Here is a 20,649-nt window from a genome sequence, read left to right on the forward strand (position 1 = left end):
GGAGACCAGTGTGCGCGGTCGTTCGCAACTTGTCAACCGGTTGACCATTTGGGTGGCGTGTACCGCATCAACGGCTCGTCCGGGGTCGCTTCGGCAACCGGTTGACCGACCGGTACGCTCACTGCATGCCCGCGTTCAGCGAGAACGACCCCCTCAACATCCGGCTCGAACTCGAATCCGTCCCGGCCGGGTCTCCCGCCTCCGAGGTCGCCCGTCAGCTGGTCTCCCTGCTGACCGCCGGCGACCTGGCCCCCGGTTCGCGGCTGCCGTCCGAGCGGGTGCTGGCGGAGCGGCTCGGGGTCGGCCGGTCCGCGGTGCGCGAGGCCCTCGCCGCGCTCGAGATCCTCGGCATCGTGCAGATCCGCCCCGGCTCCGGCACGTACCTGCGCGGTGGGATGTCCGACCTGCTGCCGACGACGCTGTCGTGGGGCCTCATGCTCGCCTCGAACCGGACGCGTGAGCTCCTCGAGATCCGGTCGTCGCTCGAGCGGACCGCCGCGATCCTCGCCGCCCAGCGCGCCACCCCGGCGCAGCTCGACGAACTCCAGACGTACCTCGACCGGCAGCAGACGGCGCTCGACGACCCGGACGCCTTCATCGACGCCGACGTCCGGTTCCACGTGCTGCTCGCCCGCGCTGCCGGGAACGACGTCCTCGCCGACCTGCTGCAGAGCCTCCGGTCGATGCTCAGCGTGTGGGTCGGACGCCGGGTGCGGACGCGCCAGGCGACCGAGGCGGCGTACGACGAGCACCGGGCGATCTTCGAGTCGCTGCGGTCGGGCGACGTGCTCGGGGTGCAGCGGGCGATGGACGAGCACATGGCCACGGCGAGCGCCCGCATCGAGAACGCCGAGCCGGTGCCCGCCGACGAGGCCTGACCGGCGCCGGTCGACGAGGCCGAGCCCCGCGAAAGCGACAGTTCGCGCGAACCTGACGCGGTCGGGGACGCCGAAGCGACAGTTCGCCGCGGAACTTCGGCGGCGAACTGTCGCTTTCGCGGAAACGGCGGGCGGGGACGGGCGGGGACGGGGACCTCCTGCGCCCGCAGCCCGCCCGCCTACGACGAGCGCAGCAGCGGCGCCACCAGCGGCTCGAGCCAGCGGCTGTACGCCGTCGACATGTGCGTCTGGTCGCGGTACACGAGCTTGTCCTGCACCACCACCGGGCACCCGTCGTCGGTGCAGAACCAGTCGCGCGGCTCCACCGTCGGCACGCCCGCCGCCCGCACGGTGTCCGCGACGTCCTCGTGCCGGCCGGACACCGCGTACGCCTGGCTCTCGCGCTGGTTGCACTCCCCCACGGTGTCGAGGTGCTCGGCCACGCAGGACACCGCGTCCCCCTCGGGCACCGGGGTGTCGAGCATGTAGACGGTCTTGACCCCGGAGGCCTGCATCGCCGCGGCGGTCTCCGCGGTGCCGTCCGCCCAGGTCGTGTTCGACACCTGCTTGCCGGGCACGTTGTCCGACTGCGCCATCACGACGAGGTCGGGGTCGAGCGCCTGGATCCGCTTCATCGAGGCGTCGCGCCAGGTCGGGCACTCCGTGTACACCCGCTTGAGGGAGGAGTTGAAGAGCTCGACGTCCTGCGCGACCGGGCACGCGGCCTTCGTCCACGCCACGACCCTCCACCCCTCGGACCTGCCGGCGGCGTCGAGCGCGGGGAGCCACTGCTGTGCGTGCGAGTCACCCCAGAGCACCACCGTCTTCGCGCCGTCCGGGTCGCCGTAGACGCACGCCTTCTGCTGGATCTGCAGGTAGCCCGCGTGGCAGCCGTTGTCGGTGGAGTCCGGTTGGTCGTCGCCGGCCTCGGTGAGCCCCGGCGTGAGGTTGGCGGGCACGTCCGAGGTCTGCAGTGCCGACTGGATCGTCGTCTGGATCTCCTTCGAGTCGCCCTGGTCGAGCGTCGCGGCCTGCACGGTGCCGCCGCTGCCGACGAGGGCGGGGACCGAGAACACGACCACGACCGCGGTCGCCGTCGTCACCGCGGCCGCCGCCGCACCGACCGCCGCCCAGCGGATCCGCTTCCACCGGGCCCGGGCCGAGGGTGACTCGATGAGGTGGTAGGTGATCGTCGCGACCCAGAGCGCGACCGCCATCACCTCGAGCTTCTCGACCCAGCCGAGGTCGCGGTTCACCATCACGGGGACGAGCACGACCATCGGCCAGTGCCACAGGTACCAGCCGTACGACACCTTGCCGATCGCCTGGAACGGCTTGAGCTGCAGCACGGTCTCGACGGAGCCCCGCCGGTAGACGCCACCGCCGGCGATGACCGCGCAGGCGCCGAGCACCGGCAGGAGTGCGGCGGTGCCGGGGAACGGCGTCTCGTCCGAGTACACGAACGCACTCGCCAGCACCGCGCCGAGCCCGAGCCAGGTCAGGCCGACCTGCAGGACGCCCGGGATCTTCGCCACGTACCGGGCACCGATCGCCAGGAACGCACCGGCCGCCAGCTCCCACGCACGGGTCTGCATCGAGAAGTACGCCAGGGGCGAGTCGTGCGCGGTGATCGTCACGGACGCCCACATCGACCCGGCGAACACGAGCGTCACGACGGCGGTCATCGCGAGCTTGCGGTGCCGCTTCCACAGCACGAGCGCCAGGGTCAGCACGAGCGGCCAGAGCAGGTAGAACTGCTCCTCGACGCCGAGCGACCAGAAGTGCTCGAGCGGCGAGGCCGGCCCGTCGGCGGCCTGGTAGTCGACGCCCTGCGCGGCCAGCCGGTAGTTCAGCGCGAAGAACGTCGCCGCGACACCGTCCCACGCCACGTTCGAGGCCCGCAGGATCGAGTCGAACACGCGGGTCGCCACCACGGTGACGGCGATGACGAGGAGCGCGGTGGGCAGCAGCCGCCGGATGCGGCCGGCGTAGAAGGAGCCGAAGTCGATGCGGCCCTTCCGGTCGATCTCGCGCAGCAGCTGCCCGGTGATGAGGAACCCCGAGATCGCGAAGAACACGTCCACCCCGACGTAGCCGCCGGTCAGGACCGGCGCACCCGTGTGGTAGATCACCACGAGCAGCACCGCGATCGCGCGGAGCCCCTGGATGTCCGGCCGGAACACGCGCGGCCCGACGGCCTGCGGACGCTCGGCCTGCACCGGCTCCTCGATCGGGGCGGCGGACGCCGGCAACGCGACCGGGTCGAGCCGCTCACCGAACGCGGGTGGCGCGTCCGGCCGGGAGGCGCGGGTCGGCTCCGGCGCGACGTCGACCGGTGACGACGGGGTCACCGCCGGGGACAGCGGCGCTGGCGGCAGCGTGGTGGCGGTCGCGTCCGCCGCCGTGACGGAGGCGAGTGCGGGGGTGGCGGCCGGCACGCGCACGGGGCGGGGCGACCTGCGGGCGGCGAGTCGCGCCTCCCGGCGGTCGGCGCGCACCTGCCCGCGGGCAGCCCGCTTCGGGGACGGGACCGACAGGAAGAGCATCGGGACCTGCACGTAGGCGTGGATCGCCGCGAGGATCCACATCGCCCAGAGCACGTCGAAGCCGTACCGGACCGTCGCCCAGGCGAGACCCGACCACGTGACGAGGAGCGAGACGGACACGGTGATCCGCATCACCCGGGCGATCTGCGTGCCGAGCGGTGTGGTGACCTTCTTCGCGGCGCCGGTCGGCACCCACTCCCGCGTCTTGCCGGTGAGGACGTGCACGACCGCGACGGCGTGGGCGAACGAGTACAGCGACTGGATGCGCAGGACGTCGATCCGCCACCGCGACCGGTACATGATCGGGACGACCACGAGCCACATCACCATCGCGCCGAGGAGCCACACCGAGTTCTGCGGCTGGATCCACTGCGGCAGCCCGAACAGCATCACGAGCCCGGGCAGCGGCGACAGGAACACGTTCACCGCGGTGGAGATGTAGTAGAGGAAGCCGGACCAGAAGCACATCCGCTGGCGGAGGCTGATGTGCGGGTTCTCGTGGAAGGTCGTGTCCGCCAGCAGGGACATCGACCCCGTGCACCAGCGGTACTGCTGGTTGAGGAACGACGCCAGGTCGTCCGGGCACATCCCCTTCGACACCAGGATCGGCACGTACCGGACCAGGAACCCGACGCGCATCAGGTTCACCCCGGTGTGGACGTCCTCGGAGTGGCCGATCTGGGCGAAGCCGCCGGCCCGCTCGAGCGCCGCGCGGCGGTAGATCGCGCACGTGCCGACGCAGATCGCCGCGTTCGAGCGGTCGCGGGCGGGCTGGATCCAGCGGTAGAAGAGCTCCTGCGTGGCACCAGCGGTGCGCTGCAGCCAGTGCATGCCCTTCCGGGCGTCGAAGAACTGCGGCGACTGCACGATGCCGAGGCCCTGGTCGTCGAAGTACGGCACCAGCTCGTGCAGGTAGTCGGCACGCGGCACGAAGTCGGCGTCGAACACCGCGATGAGGTCGCCGTCCGACTGCTCGTAGCCGTGCCGGAGGTTGCCGGCCTTCTTGAGGTGGCCACGGTTCGGCCGGACGTCGTAGCGGTAGCCGTAGCGGCGGGCGAGCTCGGCGACCTCGGGGCGGTCCCCGTCGTCGAGGACGTACACCGTCAGCGTCGTCGGCCAGCGGAGCTTCGACACCCAGTAGTAGGTGTTCTCGAGGATCGCGAGCGGCTCCCCCGCGGTGGGCAGGAACACGTCCACCGTCGGGTACCGCTCCGGCGCCCAGTTCCCGATCCGCTCGACGTGGTCGCGCTTGTGGAAGCGCTTCTTCCGGGAGCTCGTGCTGAGCGAGACGAGGAGCGTCAGGCAGTACAGCGTCGTCGGGATGAGGAACAGCAGCAGCCCGGGTGCTGACGTGGAGAAGCGCCAGATGCTCGATGCGATGAGGGCGAACGCGGCGGCCTGGGCGAACAGCATCCAGCGGTGCTGCGGGCCCATGTACCAGTACTTCTCGCGGTCCGTGGGTGGGGCCGGGAGGTACTGCGACTCCGCCGCCCCGCTCCCCGGCGGCCGGTGCTGCTGGTCCGTGTTCGCGGTCGGTGCGTCGTGGCGCGCGTCGACCGTCGTGTCCGTGGACGTCATGTCGGGCCTTCCCCTGGTTCAGGCGTGACGAGATGGCGTTGCAGTGGTGCGGGTACGGTGCTGCGTGTTCGCGTGCTGCGTGTTCGCGTGCGGGTGCTGCGTGTTCGCGTGCCGGTGCTGCGTGTTCGCGTGCCGTGGTGTCGCGTGCTGCGGGTGCGGGTGCGGCGTGATCGCCTGCGTGGTTCGATGGTGACCGTTCCTCGGCCACCGTGAGTGACCAGAGGGTTACGTCGACCTGGCAGTGTGCCCCTCGAACGGGGGACAGCCGTCCCCCTCCGGTCCGGGCGATCCGGACGCCATCGGCACGTGGCCGCCGATCGAGCGCTGTCCCCCTTCGTCCGCTCCGGCCGGGGCCCGCGACGCACCGCGCACCCGTTCGTTGCCGCTCCGGCAACAGCGCTTGTCCGTCGGACGCGGGATGCGGTGGACTGCGGGCATGCACACGCACGACGCTCTCCCCGGCTCCTCGGCTCGCGAGTGGTGGGAGGCGCGCTACTCCGAGCGGGACGGCATCTGGTCGGGCCGGGTGAACGCCGTGCTCGCCTCGGTCGCCGGGTCCGTGCCGGTCGGACGTGCGCTCGACCTCGGGTGCGGGGAGGGCGGCGACGTCGTCTGGCTCGCCACGAACGGGTGGGACGCCACCGGGATCGACCTGTCCGTGACCGCGGTCGAGCGGGGATCGCGGGCGGCCGTGTCCGCCGGCGTCGAGGACCGGACCGCGTTCGTCGAGGCGGACCTCGGGTCGTGGGACACCGCGGCGCGGTTCGACCTGGTGACGGCGTCGTTCCTGCAGTCGTGGCCGGTCGAGATCCCGCGCGCTGCGATCCTGCGCCGGGCCGCCGGTTTCGTGGCGCCGGGCGGGCACCTGCTCGTGACCGCCCACGCTGCGCCGCCGCACGGGGACCTGCCGGAGGAGATGCGGTCGTACCGGTTCCCGTCGCCGGCGGAGGACCTCGCGGCGCTCGACCTCGACGACACGTGGGAGGTCGTCGCCGCCGAGCTCCGGCCGCGCACGGCGACCGCGCCGGACGGGGCGACGCACGAGACCGCGGACAGCGTGGTGCTCGTCCGGCGCCGATGAGCCAGCGCCGGGTGGCGGGCACCGGGTAGCGTTCCGGGTGTGAGCACCGACGCCGCGACCAGGACGCTGCCCGGCGTCGTGCTGGTCGGGGCCCGCGGCTACGGCCTGCACCACCGTGCGGACATCGACCGACTCGTCGCCGCCGGCACCTGCACGCTGACCGCGGTCGTCGACCCGGCGCTCGGGACCGCGACCGACGGCGGCGTGCCCGTGGTGTCCGACGTCGTGGCCGCCCGGGAGCACGGCCCCGTCGACGTGGTCGTCGTCGCGGCCCCGATCCCCGCACACCTCCCCCTCGCCCTCGCCGCGCTCGAGGCCGGTGCGGACGTCCTCCTCGAGAAGCCGCCGGTGACCACCCGCGCCGCGCTCGCGACCCTGCTCGACGCGGAACGCCGCACCGGCCGGGTGGTGCAGGTCGGGTTCCAGAGTCTCGGGTCGGACGCGCTGCCGGCGTTCCGCGACGGGTCCCTCGTCGGCACGGTCCGGTCGGCCGCGGCGGTCGGCACCTGGACCCGGAACCAGGCGTACTGGGACCGTTCACCGTGGGCGGGCCGCCGTCGGGTCGGCGGTGTCGACGTGCTCGACGGCGTGGTCGCGAACCCGCTCGCGCACGCGGTCGCGACGGCCCTCGCGCTCGTCGGGTGCCGCCGGGCGTCCGACGTCGCGCGCGTCGAGGTGGAGCTCCTCCGGGCGAACGACATCGAGGGCGACGACACGTCGGCCGTCCGCGTGACGACGACCGCGGGACTCGAGGCCACCGCGGCACTCACCCTGTGCGGGCCGTCCGAGGTGCTGCCGACCGTGCGGGTGCGCGGGACGCGGGGCAACGCGGTCCTGCACTACACCGAGGACGACGTCACCGCGGACGGCACGACCCGGCACCTCGGGCGCTCCGGCCTGCTCGACAACCTGCTCGCCCACCGCGCCACGGGCGAGGACCTGCTCGTGCCGCTGGAGTCGACCGGCGCCTTCGTCGAGGTACTCGAGGCCGTCCGTGCCACCGAACCGGTCCGCATCGACCACCCCTGGGTGACGTGGGAGGGCGACGGCCCCGCACGCCGTCCCCTCGTCGCCGACGTCGAGGCCGTCATCGACCGGGCCGCCCACGAACGCGCGCTGTTCTCCGAGGTCGGTGCGCCGTGGGTGCAGACCTCGCGCGACGAGGTCCTCGACGAGCTCGTCGTCGACGGCACACCGGTCGCCACGGTGCTCGACGGCGGCGGCACGATCGCGACGTCGTCCCCGCGCCCGTACCTGCACCCGGTCCGGACCCTCGGCGGCACGACGGTCAGCGCCCACCACCCGGCGGACCACGACTGGCACTGCGGGGTCGGGTTCGCGATCCCGGACGTCGACGGTGTGAACTGCTGGGGCGGCCGGACCTACGTGCACGGCGAGGGCTACGTCTGGCGCGACGACCACGGCACCGGCACCGTCCCGCACGCCGAACAGCACGGCCCGACGCTCGCGCAAGAGGTCGTCTGGCGCGGCCCCGACCGCGCGGTGGTCCTACACGAGGACCGGTCACTCGCGTGGCGGTCCGTCGCCGACGGGTGGGAGCTCACCTGGTCGTCGTCGTTCCGAACGCCGGGCGAGGAGGTCGTCAGGCTGGGCGGCCCCGGCAGCAACGGCCGGGTCGGCGCGGGGTACGGGGGCTTCTTCTGGCGGTTCCCGGAGTGCACCGGCATCCGGGTGCGCACCGCCGACGCCGAGGGCGAGGACGCCGTGCACGGCTCCGTCGCGCCGTGGATCGAGTGGTCCGCGGTGTTCGACGGCGGCCCCGCCACGGTCCGCATCGAGGCGGTCGGGCACCGCGACCCGTGGTTCGTCCGCGCCGCCGAGTACCCCGCGATCGGCTCCGCGCTCGCCTGGCGCTCCCCCGCCCTCGTCCGCCCCGGCGTCCCCCTGGTGCGGTCGTTCCGCGCGACCGTCTCCGACGGTGTCGCCGCCGCGGAGTAGCGCGCTGTCGCCCCATGCACACGCAACGACGCCCGCCGTCGCCCCGCACTACCCTGACCTCATGACCGAGACGCATTGCGCGACCACCGACGGACTGGAGGCGCGTGGCGGCGCCGCCACGGGCCTCCAGGCCGAAACGTGGGAACGCGCGGTCGCCGCGCTGTGGGCCGACGAGACCGTCGACGACCAGACGCGGATCGCGCGGATGCGCGAGCTCGCGGCGCAGGCGCCGCACCAGGCGCTCGGGGCGTTCGAACTCGGTGGGTCCCTCGACTCAGCCGGCCACGAGGCCGAGGCCGACGTGCACTACACGGCCGCGACCGCTGCCGGGCTGGCCGAGGTCGATCCCGTGCGTGCCGCGCAGCTCGTCGTCCAGCACGCCTCGACGCTGCGGAACCTCGGTCGCGTCGAGGAGGCGATCACCATGCTGCGCGAGGCGCCCGAGCACCCGGCGACGGGGGCCGCTCCGCGGGTGTTCCTCGCGCTCGCGCTGCACAGTGCGGGGCGGCACGACGAAGCGCTCCGCGTCGCGATCGAGGCCGTGGAGCCGACGCTCCCGCGGTACAACCGGTCGGTCCGGGCCTACGCGGCGGCGCTCACCGAGGGGTGAGGGCTCACCGAGGGGTGAGGGCTCACCGAGGGGTGACGGGCACCGAGGGGTGACGGCTCACCGCCGGGTGACGGGGATCGACTCGTTCGTGGTGCGGAGCGACTCCTGCCGGAGCTCGAGCTGCGTGACGGCGAGGGCGGCGAGGTCGCGCAGGTTCTCGAGGTCGGCCTCGGTCGCCTCGCGCGGGCGGGTGTCGAGCACCGCCAGGGTGCCGATCGCCGTTCCGTCGTGCTTCACCAGCGGCACGCTGACGTAGAAGCGGATGCCGAGCGGGCCGGTCACGAGCGGGCTGTTCTGCATCTCCGGGTGCGCCGAGCCGTCCGGGATCACGACCGGCACGGGCACCGGCGCGAACCCGTTCCGGAAGCTGATGCTGCGCGCGGACTCGTCGACGCCCTCGGCGATGTGGGACTGCGACCACTCGCGGTCTTCGTCGAGGACCTCGACCAGGGCGATCGGTGCGTCGAACAACCGGGCGGCCATGGCGGTCGTGCGCTGGAGTGCCTCGTCGGGGAGCTCGTCGAGGGTGGCCGGGCGGGCGGTGTCGGCGGCGGGTTGCTCGGTTGCGGTCGCGGACCCGGCGCTCGCGGACCCGCCGGTCGGGTCGACGACCCGGTCGGCGCCGGCGGTGTCGGCGATGACGACGTCGCGGAGGAGCGTCACCAGCTCGGCCCCGGCCGGCCGGTCGTCCGGGTCCTGCGCGGTCATCGCACGGAGGAGCGTCTTCCAGTGCTCCGGCAGCGGCTCGGGCACGACCGGGTCGCGGGAGAGTCGGGCGACCGCGGACTCGACGAGGGAACCCGGGAACTCGCGGCGGCGCGTGAAGCACTGCAGCAGGACGAGGCCGAGCGAGTACACGTCGCTGGCCGGTCCGACGTCGCCGCCCCGCGCCTGCTCCGGGCTGAGGTACGCGGCGGTCCCGGTGGTCACGCCGTCGGCGGTCAGTCGTTCGACGCCCGCGGCGAGCGCGATGCCGAAGTCCGTCAGCCGGGCGCGGGCGCGATCGGAGTCGTTGCCGTAGTCGACGAGCAGGATGTTCGACGGCTTGATGTCGCGGTGCACGACCCCGTGCGCGTGGATGTAGTGGAGCGCCTCGGCCATGTCGTAGCCGATCTCGGCGATGTGCCGCGAGGCGAGCGGCCCGACGCCCAGCCGCTCCTCGAGGTCCTGGCCGACGACGAGCGCCATCACGATGAAGCGCTGCTGCGTGCCGTCCTGCCCCGTGAGGACCCCGGCGTCGAGCAGGCTGACGAGGTTGTGGTGCTCGAGGGAGGCGAGGACGCCGAGCTCCGCCTCTTGTCGGGCGATGTCGACGATGCCGGAGTGGAACACCTTGACCGCGACCGGGCGGTGCAGGCTCTCGTCCACCCCGCGGTACACGACGGACATCCCGCCCTGCCCGATCGCCGCTTCGAGGCGGTACCGCCCGTCGAGGAGCGGTGATCGCCCCTCGTGTCCTTCGGTCGGACCCATCGCACCCTCGTTCTCGGCAGCAGCACGCAACGATGCATCTTCGCATCGCGGAGCGCGGCACGCCGACCGGACCACGTTCTCCGGCTGAACGGCGCTTCGCGCGCACCGGCCGGCCTCGGCCATGCCCCGGCGAGATCGCACTTCCGCGGCCGCGTCGCCGGCGCGAGCCCCGGCGAGATCGCACTCCCGCGGCCGCGGGCTGGCCCGAGGCGCGCCGAAGTGCGATCTCAGCGAGCCGCAGGGCCGGCGCGAGCGGCCCCGACCCCTCACCGCACCGTCGCCGCGGTCGCCGCGATCGCCCGCCGCACCGCCTCGACCGAGAACCGCACGTCGTCCGCGTCGGTCGACCAGTTGCTCACCGAGATGCGGAGCACGTCGTGACCGCGCCACCGGGAGCCGGACATCCACACGTCGCCGTCCGCGATGAGCCGGGCGGTGACGGCCCGCGTGCGCTCGTCCGAGCCGAACGTCAGGCACACCTGCGTGAACACCACGTCGTTGACGACGTGCACGTCCGGCAGCGCCCGGAGTCCGTCGGCCAGGGCCCGGGCGTTCGCGACGAGGCGGTCGACGAGCTCGACGACACCGGACCGGCCGAGCTGCCGGAGCGCCGCCCAGACCGGCACGCCCCGGGCTCGGCGGGACATCTCGGGCACCAGGTCGAACGGCTCCGAGACGTCCGCGGGGTCGCGGATGAGGTACGCGGTCTGCGTCCCGAGCGCCGCGCGGGTCACCGACGGCCGCGAGACGATCGCGACGCCGCAGTCGTACGGCACGTTGAGCGTCTTGTGCGCGTCCGTCGCCCACGAGTCCGCCGTGTCGATCCCGTCGAGTCCGTCGCCGAGGGCCGATCGGAGCGACGGGCTCGCGGCCGCCCAGAGCCCGAACGCCCCGTCGACGTGCACCCACGCACCGTGCTCGTGGGCGACCGTGATCGCGGCGCGCATCGGGTCGAACGCGCCGGAGTGCAGGTTGCCGGCCTGCAGGCAGACGATCGCCGGGCCGTCGACGCGGTCGAGGTGCGCGCGGAGGTCGTCGACCAGGATCCGGCCCTGATCGTCCGCGTCGACCAGCGTCGTCGTCCCGAACCCGAGGTAGCGGAGGGCGAGGTCGAGCGAGGTGTGCCGTTCGGCGCCGGCGAGCACGGTGACGACCGGCGCGCCGGTCAGTCCGGCGGTGTTGACGTCCCAGCCGACGCGGTCCAGCACCCAGGCGCGGGCGGCGGCGAGTCCGGTCCAGTTGGCCATCGTCGCGCCGGTCGTGAAGCCGACGTCCGACTCCGGCGGCAGTCCGAGCACGTCGAGCAGCCACGTCCCCGCCACCTGTTCGAGCGCGGCGGTGGCCGGCGTCGGGTACCGCATGGCTGCGTTCTGGTCCCAGGCGCTGACGAGCCAGTCGGCTCCCATCGCCGCGGGCAGCGTGCCGCCGATCACCCAGCCGAAGAACCGACCGGACGGCATCGCCATGAGCCCCGGGCCGGCGAGGGTGGCGAGGTCGTCGACCACCCCGGCCGGGTCCGCCGGACCGTCCGGGAGCGGACGGTCGAGGGCGGCGAGCACACCCTCGACGTCCTGCTCCGGACGGACGGTCCGGTCGGGCAGGCTGGTGATCCAGTCGAGCGCGTGCTGCGCGGCGCGGTCCAACGTGCGGCGGTACTCGTCCGGGTCGATGTCCACGGTGTCAGTCCCTTCGTCGATCACGCTGGCCCGGCCGAGCGGAGCCGTCACTGCCAGCCGCGCGCTCCGTCGTCACCCCAGCGGGAGTGGTCGTGCCCGTTCGTGATGCTCCACCGGACGACCTTCCCGATCGGCTGCGGGGTGCCCTCGGCGTCCGGCACGAACGCGTCGGTGGTGGCGTACAGCGCACCGTTCCGCAGTTCGACGGCCGCCGGCGACGAGACCGCCAGGGTCTGGACCGTCCGGCCCGACCACGGCGACACGACCGAGATCTGCCCGGTGCCGGCCGTTCCGCCGAACAGCTCGGAGACGAGCACCACGCCGGAGCGCTGGTCCACGGCGAGGTTCGTCGCGCCGACGAACCCGGTCGCGACGCGCTGGACGGTGCCGTTCCACGGGTTGACCTTGTAGACGCTGCCTCGGGCTCCGAGGTCGGCGCTCTCCGGTCCACCCGGCAGCGTCGACACGTAGAGCCAGCCGTCGGGTCCGCGCTCGACGTCCGTGGGCACGGGCTCGAAGGCGTACCCGTAGCCGACCACGCACGCCGGGAACCCGAACGCCGCGGCCGTCGCGGCGTCGACACGGACCGGCGGCTGCGGCGGCAGCACGGCGACGGTCGACACCCGACCGTCGTACCCGACCCGCACGATGTCGTTGCCGCCGGCGTCGGCGACGTACACGCCCTCCCGCTGCGCGAGCGAGGCGTAGGGGTGCGTGTCGACCGTGCCGCGGTAGCGCGCCGGACCGGCCTCACCGGCCGGGTCCACCTGCGCCGCACACGACGACGGCAGCCCGCGGAAGCCGTAGCCGTTCACGCGGTCCGGGTTGACGCGGGCCTCGTACGCACCGAGGTCGGCGAGTTGCCGTGCGGCACCGCGCGGCGGGAGCACCATGAGGCGTGCGACGCCGTTCGGCTGGTCGTTCTGGGCGTAGTAGACCGAGTCGCCGCGGGAGGACACCGCGCCGATCTCCTGGCCCGCGGGTGCCGTGGCGAGGGTCGTGGTCGTCGCCCCCGGTCCGACCCGGGTCAGCTGGCCCGCGAAGTTCTGGGTGACGTCGACCCGGCCGAGCCGGTCGACCTCGAGGCTGAGCGGCGAGACGAGGCCGGACGCGAGCGTGGCGGCCGGTCCGACGCGGAGTCCGGGGACCCGGTGGTCGGAGCCGTGGGCCTGGGCGGGTGCGCCGACGGCCACGGTCGCGAGTGCGATCGCGGCGACGGCGCCGACGAGCAGTGTTCGGTGCATGGTGCGCTCCTTGGGGGAGGTTCCGGGTACGAAGACGTGCGGCTGCGCGGAAGAGGCAGTCGGGGAGTCTGGAAGCGGCCGCGGCTGGAAGAGCGCTGCAGGCCGTCGCGTCGGGCACCACGGGTGGGCGGGCACGACGTCGTGGCCGCTCGCGGGGTCCGTGGACGTCGGCGGGTTCAGCGCCGACACGGGGAACCCTATGACCTCCCTGTGACGATGTCACGCTTGGTTCCGGTGTCGAACGACCCTGTCGCCCGGTGCGGAGCGGGCGTACCCTCGGCGCGAGACGAAGGAGTCCGACGTGCCCGCACGATTCGTGTACTGGATGAACGTGTCGCTCGACGGCTTCATCGAGGGGCGCCCCGGCACCGAGCGCAACGACGGCGACCCGGAGTGGCTCCGCATCGACGAGCAGCTGCACCGGTTCTTCAACGAGCGGGCCGCGGCGATGACGATGGCCGTCGAGGGCCGGATCATCCACGACATGATGGACCCGTTCTGGCCGGACGCGCGCACCGACGAGTCGCTCCCCGGCTACCTCCGCGAGTACGGCGAGATCTGGACGGCCATGCCGAAGGTGCTCGTCTCACGCTCGCGCACGGCGGCCGACCACAACACGACGATCGTCGGCGCGGACGCGATCGCCCGACTCGCGACGCTCCGCGACGAGTCCGAGGGCGACATCGGCGTCGGTGGGGCGGACCTGGCGACGCAGCTGCTGGCGGCCGGCCTGCTCGACGAGCTCATGCTCTTCACGCACCCCGCGATGCTCGGCGCGGGGCGCCCGCTCTTCGACTCCCCCGCCGACGCGGTCCAGCAGCCGCTGCTGCTGGACCTGCTCGAGGAGCGCACCTTCGACAGCGGCGTCACGATGCGCCGGTACGAGATCCTGCGGAACGGAACCGCCTAGGGCCTGGAGGCGCGGTGCCAGCCGGCACCGCGCCTCCAGGCCCACGGGTGGTCGCGTCAGACGTCGCGTCGACGCGCTGCCGTGAGCGCGACGGCACCCACGACGACGACCTCCGCCAGGAGGACGGCGAACCCGCCCCACCCGTTCAGGACGATGCCGTCCTGCTGGCCGGGGAACGCGTAGGTGTACAGCTGCGAGCCCGCGTTGTCCGGCAGGAACTTCGCGATGTCGAGCACCCACTGCTGGCCCATCAGGTTGCCGATGCCGGACAGCAGCAGCGGCAGGACGAGCAGGAGGCCGAGCGTCACCGCGATCCCGCCGGCGCTGGACCGCACGAGCAGTCCGATGCCGAACGCCAGCAGCGCCACCAGGGTCACGTACACGGACGACCCCAGGATCGGCATGAACACCGCCGGGTCGCCGATGGCGGGAGCAGCGTCCTTCGCGGACTGCAGCGCGGACGAGAGGAGCACCCCGATCCACGTCGACACCACGCTGACGAGGAACGTCACGAGTGCGAGGACGGTGGCCTTCGCGAGGACGACACCCGTCCGACGGGGGTCGGCCGTGAACGTCGAGCGGATCTGCCCGGTGCCGTACTCACCGGTGATGATGAGCACGCCGAGCACGCCGACGACGAGCGTGGTCAGGAGCACGCTGCCGGTGTTGAGGTTCACGAAGTTGCCGTTCGCCGCGTCCGCCGGCGCGTCACCGGGGACGGGGTCCACGGCCGCTCCGAGCAGCGCCGCCATGCCGATCGTCACGACGACGAGGATCGCGTAGCACCACCAGGTGGAGCGGATGCTGCGGAGCTTGATCCACTCGCTGCGGACCAGTCGGCCGAAGCCGAGGCGCACGCTGTCCGGCAGGGTGGCGGCCGACCGGTTGCGGGTCGGCGTGTTCGTGGCGGTCATCGGTCGCCCTCCGATCGGTACTCGACGTCGTCGCGGGTGAGGGCCATGTAGGCCTCCTCGAGGCTCGCGCCCGTCGGGGTGAGCTCGTGCAGGGGGACGCCGACCTGCGCGGCGATGTTGCCCACCGTCACGGCGTCCGGCCCGACGACCAGGAACGAGCCGTCGTCGCGCGGGGTCACCGTCGCGTTCGGGCCGATCGCCTGGAACAGCTGGTCCGGCGCGGGCGTCCGGACGACGACGCGCGAGCCGCCGCCTCCGCTGCCGCCAGCACCGCCGCCACCGGCGACGAACTCCGCGATCGGGGCGTCCGCCAGCACCTTGCCGCGGCCGAGGACGACGACGCGGTCCGCCGTCTGCGCCATCTCGCTCATGAGGTGGCTGGAGAGGAAGACGGTCCGACCGTCGGCGGCCATCCGGCGGGCGAGCTGTCGCACCCACACCACGCCGTCGGGGTCGAGGCCGTTCACCGGCTCGTCGAGGATGAGGGTCTTCGGGTCGCCGAGGAGCGCCGCCGCGATGCCGAGTCGCTGGCCCATGCCGAGGGAGAACCCGCCGACACGCTTCTTCGCCACCGAGTCCAGGCCGGTCATGTCGATGACCTCGTGCACGCGGGACTTCGGGATGCCGTGCGTCGCCGCGAGGGAGAGGAGGTGGTTGTACGCGCTCCGGCCGGAGTGCACCGCCTTCGCCTCGAGCAGGGCGCCGACCTGCCGCAGGGGGTCGCGGAAGCTGGCGTACGGCTGGCCGTTCACCGTCGCCCGTCCCGCGGTGGGGCGGTCGAGCCCCATGATCATGCGCATCGTGGTGGACTTCCCGGCGCCGTTCGGCCCGAGGAAGCCGGTCACACTACCCGGCCGGACGACGAACGAGACGTCGTCGACGGCGGTCTTGGGACCGTACTGTTTGGAGAGGTGCTCGACTTCGATCACGGCGGCAACGCTACGGGCGAGTGCCGGTCGGCCGCGTCCACCGCAGGGGGGAGACGGCCTGCACCGTTCGGGGGACCTGGCGCATCCCGCACCGACCCGACGGCGTGCTCCGCGGCGGCGCTACCCTGGCGCCGTGAGCGACGCACTCGACGACGGGCCCTTCTTCCACGGCACCAAGGCGGACCTGACGGTCGGCGACCTGCTGACCGCGGGCTTCCGCTCGAACTACCGCCCCGAGGTGGTGATGAACCACGTCTACTTCACCGCGCTGCCGGACGGCGCCGGTCTGGCCGCCGAACTCGCCGCGGGCGACGGACTCCCCCACGTGTTCGAGGTCGAGCCGACCGGTGCGTTCGAGGACGACCCGAACGTCACCGACAAGAAGTTCCCCGGCAACCCGACCCGGTCCTACCGCAGCGCCGAGCCGATCCGGATCGTCCGCGAGGTCACCGACTGGCCACGGCTGACGCCCGAGGCGCTGCAGGCGTGGCGCGGCCGGTTGGCGGTGCTCCGCGCAGACGAACGCGGCGAGATCATCAACTGACCCCGCCTGGGTCGTTCCGCGCGTGGTGGGTCATTCCGCGCGGAGGAAGACGAATCGCGCGTAGGAGGCCGGAACTTCCGACCCCCTACGCGCGATTCCGCTTCCTACTGCACATGCGATGGGAAGAAACGCTCCGCCGCGCTCCGTCGGCCGCTGCTGATCGCTCAGCGGATGATCGAGATGTTGGCCGCTTCCGGGCCCTTCTTGCCGGGCCCGACGTCGAAGCGGACCCGGTCGTGCTCCTCGAGCGAGCGGTAGCCCGTCGTCACGACGATGCTCGAGAAGTGGGCGAAGAGCTCTTCCGAGCCGTCGTCCGGGGTGATGAAGCCGAAGCCCTTGTTGTGGTCGAACCACTTCACGGTGCCGGTGGGCATGGTCGTCAACACGGCGTCAGTGGATGCGCAGCTGCGCGACCATCGGGCACGCGAACGGGTCACGGGCGGCGAGCCCGACCCGGTTGAGGTACCGGACGACGATGCCGTACGAGCGCAGCAGCGTGGTCTCCGTGTAGGGCACGTCGAGCGTGTCGCAGTGGTCGCGGACGAGCAGGCGGGCCTGCTTCAGCGCCGGACGCGGCATCGACGGGAAGAGGTGGTGCTCGACCTGGTAGTTCAGGCCGCCCATGAGGAACGAGACCCACCAGCCACCGCGGATGTTGCGGGAGGTGCGCACCTGGCGGGAGAAGAAGTCGACCTTGGCGTCGTGCGCGATGGTCGGCATGCCCTTGTGGTTCGGGGCGAACGAGGCGCCCATCATCACGCCGAAGACGGCGAGCTGCACCCCGAGGAACGCGCAGGCCATGCCGAACGGCAGGAACCAGAACACGACGGTCAGGTAGATGGCGAAGCGTGCGACGAGCAGCCCACCCTCGATGAGGCGGTGCTTGACGTCCGCCTTGGTGCCGTTGCCGGTGACGACCGACATCACGGCGTAGCGGTGCAGGTTGATCCCCTCGAGCGTCAGCAAGGGGAAGAACAGCCAGCCCTGGAAGCGCATGAACGTCGTCATGAGCGGACCCTTGACGGCGGCGGCGTCCTCCGGCAGGAACCGGATGCCGTCCGGCATGATGTCCGGGTCCTTGCCGACGGTGTTCGGGTTGCCGTGGTGGCGTGTGTGCTTGTTCATCCACCACGAGTAGCTGAGGCCGACGAGGAACGTGCCGATGTAGCGACCGGCGTGGTCGTTCCACCGCTGCGACGCGAAGACCTGACGGTGCGCGGCCTCGTGCGAGAGGAACGCGAACTGCGTGAAGAGCACGCCGAGCGCGCCCGCCACGATGAGCTGGAACCAGGAGTCGCCGAGGAACGCGAACGCGACCCAGGTGAGGGCGAGGGTGCCGGCCAGGGAGCCGAACAGTGCCCAGTAGAACCCGGTGCGACGTTGCAGCAGGCCGTTCTCCTTGACCTGCGCCAGGAGCGAGGAGTAGGTCGAGGTGCCGTTGCGGCTCCCCGTCCCGGGACGAGTGCGGGTGTAACCCGGTGCGAGCGGAGTGGTGGTCATGCGGACCGCCTTCCGGTACGGATCGGTCCTTCAACCAATGCGAGTGAGTTCACGCTGTTGCGCTTGGCGCGACCCTATGGGCCGAAGATGCGCGTTCGCCTGGCAATCCGGTTTCCGCCGGTCCGCTCTTCGAGGGACCACGATGCGGCCCGCGCGCGCCGAGCGGACCGCGATGCGGCCCGCGCGCGCCGCGCAGACCGCGATCCTGCTCCCCGCCGTCTGGCACGATCGGAGCATGCCCCTCGACGGAACTCCCCTGGACCGGCTCGGCTTCCTGACCATCGGGTCGTTCGACCCCGCCCGACCCTCGCAGGGCCACGAGGACACGCTGCGGGTCATCGAGCGCGCCGAGGCCCTCGGCTTCGACAGCGCCTGGCTCCGGCACCGACACCTGCAGCACGGCATCTCCTCCCCCATCGCGGTGATGGCCGCCGCGTCGCAGCGCACCTCGCGGATCGACCTCGGCACCGCCGTCACCCCGATCGGTGCGGAGAACCCCTTCCGGCTCGCCGAGGACCTCAGCACGGTCGACGTCCTGTTGGGCGGTCGGCTGAACCCCGGGTTCTCGGTCGGCACCCCGATGCACTACGACCTGTACCGCGAGGCGCTCTACCCCGACACCGCGGACCAGGAGGACCTCGGCAACGACCGCCTGCTGCGGTTCCGCGACCTCGTGCGCGGCGACCCGGTCACCGACACCGTCGAGCGGCGCGGCATCGAGGACTTCGCGCAGACCGTCCAGCCGCACAGCGCCGGCCTGGTCGACCGGATCTGGTACGGGACCGGCAGCACGAAGTCGGCGGTGTGGGCCGGCGAGAACGGCTTCCACCTGCTGACCTCGAGCGTCACCCGCAGCGAGAACGGCACCGACTTCGCCACGAACCAGCGGGCGCAGATCGACGCCTACCTCGACGTCCACCCCGACCCCGGCACCGCACGCGTCTCGCAGGGGCTGGTGGTCATCCCGACCGACACCGCGACGCGCGAGCAGGAGGCCCGCTACCGCGCGTACGTCGAGGGGCGCTCCGGGCGCGTCGGCGTGCCGATGGGACCCGCGGGCATGCTCTTCGCCGCCGACCTCGTCGGTTCCTCCGCCGAGATCGCGGAGCGGTTGCGCGCCGACGCCGGGTACCAGGCGGTCACCGAGGTCGCGTTCGCCCTGCCGTTCGCGTTCGAGCCGGACGACTACGCCCAGATCGTCACGGACATCGCGGAGCGGCTCGGCCCGGAACTCGGCTGGGCGCCGAAGCGCGCGGTCTGAGAACGCGACAGACCGACGGACTGGAGGCGCGGTGCCAGCTGGCACCGCGCCTCCAGTCCGTCATCGTCACCGGTCGGCCGTCGTCACCGGTCGACGGCGCGCTCGAGGTCCCACAGCACCGTCTCGGGTGGCGCTTCCACGCTCCACGGCGGCGCCTGCTCCGGGTAGACGCGCGTGGTGACGGAGCGGCCTGCGCTGGTGAACAGCTCGACGACGGACCCGTCCAGCAGCATCCGGACCGCGGGTCGGTCTGCGGTCCGGTCGAAGGGCGCGCGGATCACCGCGGGGCGCGTGTCGGCGCGGGGGTCCGCACTCGCCGCGGACCGGTCGACGGTGAGCGTGTCGGCGTCGACGTCGACGGTGACGTCGAGGTGTTCGGTGTCGGAGAACCGCAACCGGATGCACCCCGTGACCGGGACGGGGAGCACCAACTCGGCTCGCGCGCCGATGCTCGCTCCGTGCGCAGGCTGCGAGGGACCGGCACGGAGGGCGTCGATCGCGGGGTGCGGCTCGGTGCGCAGTCGCCCGTTCGCGACCCATGCCCGCCGAGGTAGCGAGATCGCGCCGGACCAGCCGGCGTGTTCGGTCCACTGCGTGGTGCGGCCCTCGGTGACCCAGCCGAACAGCACCGGCCCCCAGGAGCTGGTGCGCATGACCGAGGGGGCGTAGAAGTGGTGCCCGTCGTCCACCCGGTGCGGGGACGGGGTGCCCGACAGCGGGATCGCGATGACGTCCCCCGGCCCGTCAGCGTGTGACCACGACGCCACGATCGCGATGTCGGTCCCGTCGATCGTGAGGACCTGCGGGCACTCCCATCCTTCGCCGGTGTCGATGCCGTCGACCGTGTCCCTCGGCATCGAGGCGAGATCGCCGACGGACGTCCAGCTGATGCCGTCGACCGATCGGTAGTGCCGGATCGACGCGGTCTGGTCCGCCGCTGCTGCCCCGACCGCCATCGACCATCCATCCCCGTCCTGCCAGACGAACGGGTCACGGAACATGGTGATCGCCTCGTCCGGGGACGGGTCCGCCACGACCTGGACCGGAGCACCGTAGGTCTTCCCGCCGTCGGTCGACTCGGCGAGGAGCACCGACTGGAAGGCGCTGTCGTCGACCTTTCCCGAGTAGTAGGCACGGACGACGCCGTCGTGCAGGACCGTGTTGCCCGACCACGCGCCACCGGAATCGGCGCCGCCCGGCACCGGCACGATCGCCGGACGGTGGAGCGTCCAGTGCACGAGGTCGTCGCTCGTCGCGTGGCCCCACTCCACCGGGATCTCGAGGTCCACCCGCGGCCGTGACTGGAAGTACAGGTGCGCCTGTCCGCCGATGTCGATCGGGCCGTTCGGGTCGTTCACGTAACCCCGGGGCAGGCGGACGTGGAACTGCGGGAGGTGGTGGTCGGCGGACACTGCGGTTGCTGCTTCCTGCGTTGCTGTCGGTGGGGAGTCGAGGTCGGTCATCGGGACGATCCCGCCGTGACGCCCTCGATGAAGTACCGCTGGGCGAAGATGAACAGCAGCACACTCGGGATCATCGTCAGGAC

Annotated in this window: 16 protein-coding genes; 7 read left to right on the forward strand and 9 right to left on the reverse strand. The window is 72.5% G+C overall.

The window, feature by feature from the left end:
- Nucleotides 1-125: 125 nt before the first annotated feature.
- A complete protein-coding gene (locus tag EDF64_RS17695) occupies nucleotides 126-878 on the forward strand; it encodes a FadR/GntR family transcriptional regulator (protein ID WP_133521275.1) in 753 nt (250 codons plus the stop codon).
- Nucleotides 879-1,057: 179 nt separating this feature from the next.
- Here the strand turns inward: EDF64_RS17695 and EDF64_RS17700 are convergent, their stop codons facing one another.
- Nucleotides 1,058-5,002, reverse strand: coding sequence for an SGNH hydrolase domain-containing protein (locus tag EDF64_RS17700; protein WP_133521276.1), 3,945 nt, complete (start codon nucleotides 5,000-5,002; stop codon nucleotides 1,058-1,060).
- Nucleotides 5,003-5,438: 436 nt separating this feature from the next.
- On the opposite strand from EDF64_RS17700, the gene EDF64_RS17705 reads away from it, so the two are divergent.
- From EDF64_RS17705 to EDF64_RS17715, 3 genes are all read left to right on the forward strand, one after another.
- Nucleotides 5,439-6,083 carry a class I SAM-dependent methyltransferase gene (locus EDF64_RS17705; RefSeq protein ID WP_133521277.1) on the forward strand — a complete coding sequence of 215 codons (645 nt, stop codon included), beginning with the start codon at nucleotides 5,439-5,441 and terminating at the stop codon, nucleotides 6,081-6,083.
- A gap of 39 nt (nucleotides 6,084-6,122) precedes the next feature.
- Entirely contained in the window at nucleotides 6,123-8,042 is a 1,920-nt protein-coding gene (locus EDF64_RS17710; RefSeq protein WP_133521278.1) for a DUF6807 family protein, read from the forward strand.
- 61 nt (nucleotides 8,043-8,103) lie between these two features.
- On the forward strand, nucleotides 8,104-8,652 hold the full coding sequence (locus tag EDF64_RS17715) for a tetratricopeptide repeat protein (protein WP_243736454.1): 549 nt from the start codon (nucleotides 8,104-8,106) through the stop codon (nucleotides 8,650-8,652).
- A gap of 57 nt (nucleotides 8,653-8,709) precedes the next feature.
- On the opposite strand, the gene EDF64_RS17720 is transcribed toward EDF64_RS17715, so the two are convergent.
- The 3 genes from EDF64_RS17720 to EDF64_RS17730 all read right to left on the reverse strand — a co-directional run bounded on the left by EDF64_RS17720 (nucleotide 8,710) and on the right by EDF64_RS17730 (nucleotide 13,045).
- Complete coding sequence (locus EDF64_RS17720) at nucleotides 8,710-10,125, reverse strand: protein kinase domain-containing protein (protein WP_133521279.1); 1,416 nt, start codon at nucleotides 10,123-10,125, stop codon at nucleotides 8,710-8,712.
- 266 nt (nucleotides 10,126-10,391) lie between these two features.
- Complete coding sequence (locus EDF64_RS17725) at nucleotides 10,392-11,801, reverse strand: aminotransferase class V-fold PLP-dependent enzyme (RefSeq protein ID WP_133521280.1); 1,410 nt, start codon at nucleotides 11,799-11,801, stop codon at nucleotides 10,392-10,394.
- A 47-nt stretch (nucleotides 11,802-11,848) separates the two neighbouring features.
- Nucleotides 11,849-13,045, reverse strand: a complete 1,197-nt coding sequence (locus EDF64_RS17730; RefSeq protein ID WP_133521281.1) for a ScyD/ScyE family protein — start codon at nucleotides 13,043-13,045, stop codon at nucleotides 11,849-11,851.
- A 301-nt stretch (nucleotides 13,046-13,346) separates the two neighbouring features.
- Between EDF64_RS17730 and EDF64_RS17735 the strand changes: the two genes are divergently transcribed.
- Entirely contained in the window at nucleotides 13,347-13,955 is a 609-nt protein-coding gene (locus EDF64_RS17735) for a dihydrofolate reductase family protein (protein WP_133521282.1), read from the forward strand.
- A gap of 56 nt (nucleotides 13,956-14,011) precedes the next feature.
- Here the strand turns inward: EDF64_RS17735 and EDF64_RS17740 are convergent, their stop codons facing one another.
- Nucleotides 14,012-14,869 carry an ABC transporter permease gene (locus EDF64_RS17740; RefSeq protein ID WP_133521283.1) on the reverse strand — a complete coding sequence of 286 codons (858 nt, stop codon included), beginning with the start codon at nucleotides 14,867-14,869 and terminating at the stop codon, nucleotides 14,012-14,014.
- A complete protein-coding gene (locus tag EDF64_RS17745) occupies nucleotides 14,866-15,798 on the reverse strand; it encodes an ABC transporter ATP-binding protein (RefSeq protein ID WP_133521284.1) in 933 nt (310 codons plus the stop codon). Before EDF64_RS17745 ends, EDF64_RS17740 begins: the two co-directional genes overlap by 4 nt.
- A gap of 133 nt (nucleotides 15,799-15,931) precedes the next feature.
- On the opposite strand from EDF64_RS17745, the gene arr reads away from it, so the two are divergent.
- A complete protein-coding gene (arr, locus tag EDF64_RS17750) occupies nucleotides 15,932-16,342 on the forward strand; it encodes an NAD(+)--rifampin ADP-ribosyltransferase (protein WP_133521285.1) in 411 nt (136 codons plus the stop codon).
- Nucleotides 16,343-16,506: 164 nt separating this feature from the next.
- On the opposite strand, the gene EDF64_RS17755 is transcribed toward arr, so the two are convergent.
- Together EDF64_RS17755 and EDF64_RS17760 are read right to left on the reverse strand one after the other, a co-directional pair.
- On the reverse strand, nucleotides 16,507-16,716 hold the full coding sequence (locus EDF64_RS17755) for a cold-shock protein (RefSeq protein WP_071293923.1): 210 nt from the start codon (nucleotides 16,714-16,716) through the stop codon (nucleotides 16,507-16,509).
- Between the two features lie 16 nt (nucleotides 16,717-16,732).
- The gene (locus tag EDF64_RS17760) at nucleotides 16,733-17,842 is read right to left on the reverse strand and encodes a fatty acid desaturase family protein (RefSeq protein WP_133521286.1); all 1,110 of its coding nucleotides are present in this window, start codon (nucleotides 17,840-17,842) and stop codon (nucleotides 16,733-16,735) included.
- A 235-nt stretch (nucleotides 17,843-18,077) separates the two neighbouring features.
- Between EDF64_RS17760 and EDF64_RS17765 the strand changes: the two genes are divergently transcribed.
- Nucleotides 18,078-19,103 (forward strand): LLM class flavin-dependent oxidoreductase, encoded by a 1,026-nt coding sequence (locus tag EDF64_RS17765; protein WP_133521287.1) that lies wholly within the window; start codon nucleotides 18,078-18,080, stop codon nucleotides 19,101-19,103.
- An 83-nt stretch (nucleotides 19,104-19,186) separates the two neighbouring features.
- Here EDF64_RS17765 and EDF64_RS17770 read toward each other — a convergent pair whose 3' ends face one another.
- On the reverse strand, nucleotides 19,187-20,566 hold the full coding sequence (locus EDF64_RS17770; protein ID WP_133521288.1) for a glycoside hydrolase family 32 protein: 1,380 nt from the start codon (nucleotides 20,564-20,566) through the stop codon (nucleotides 19,187-19,189).
- Between the last annotated feature and the right edge of the window lie 83 nt (nucleotides 20,567-20,649).

Origin of the sequence: Curtobacterium flaccumfaciens (assembly GCF_004361695.1) — a bacterium.
GTDB classification, from domain to species: domain Bacteria; phylum Actinomycetota; class Actinomycetes; order Actinomycetales; family Microbacteriaceae; genus Curtobacterium; species Curtobacterium flaccumfaciens_B.

Coding starts and splice junctions, on each gene's coding strand:
- EDF64_RS17695 (WP_133521275.1), top strand. CDS start 126: ATGCCCGCGTTCAGCGAGAACGACCCCCTCAACATCCGGCTCGAACTC.
- EDF64_RS17740 (WP_133521283.1), bottom strand. CDS start 14,869: ATGACCGCCACGAACACGCCGACCCGCAACCGGTCGGCCGCCACCCTG.
- EDF64_RS17770 (WP_133521288.1), bottom strand. CDS start 20,566: ATGACCGACCTCGACTCCCCACCGACAGCAACGCAGGAAGCAGCAACC.
- EDF64_RS17765 (WP_133521287.1), top strand. CDS start 18,078: ATGCCCCTCGACGGAACTCCCCTGGACCGGCTCGGCTTCCTGACCATC.
- EDF64_RS17705 (WP_133521277.1), top strand. CDS start 5,439: ATGCACACGCACGACGCTCTCCCCGGCTCCTCGGCTCGCGAGTGGTGG.
- EDF64_RS17700 (WP_133521276.1), bottom strand. CDS start 5,002: ATGACGTCCACGGACACGACGGTCGACGCGCGCCACGACGCACCGACC.
- EDF64_RS17720 (WP_133521279.1), bottom strand. CDS start 10,125: ATGGGTCCGACCGAAGGACACGAGGGGCGATCACCGCTCCTCGACGGG.
- EDF64_RS17730 (WP_133521281.1), bottom strand. CDS start 13,045: ATGCACCGAACACTGCTCGTCGGCGCCGTCGCCGCGATCGCACTCGCG.
- EDF64_RS17755 (WP_071293923.1), bottom strand. CDS start 16,716: ATGCCCACCGGCACCGTGAAGTGGTTCGACCACAACAAGGGCTTCGGC.
- EDF64_RS17760 (WP_133521286.1), bottom strand. CDS start 17,842: ATGACCACCACTCCGCTCGCACCGGGTTACACCCGCACTCGTCCCGGG.
- EDF64_RS17715 (WP_243736454.1), top strand. CDS start 8,104: ATGACCGAGACGCATTGCGCGACCACCGACGGACTGGAGGCGCGTGGC.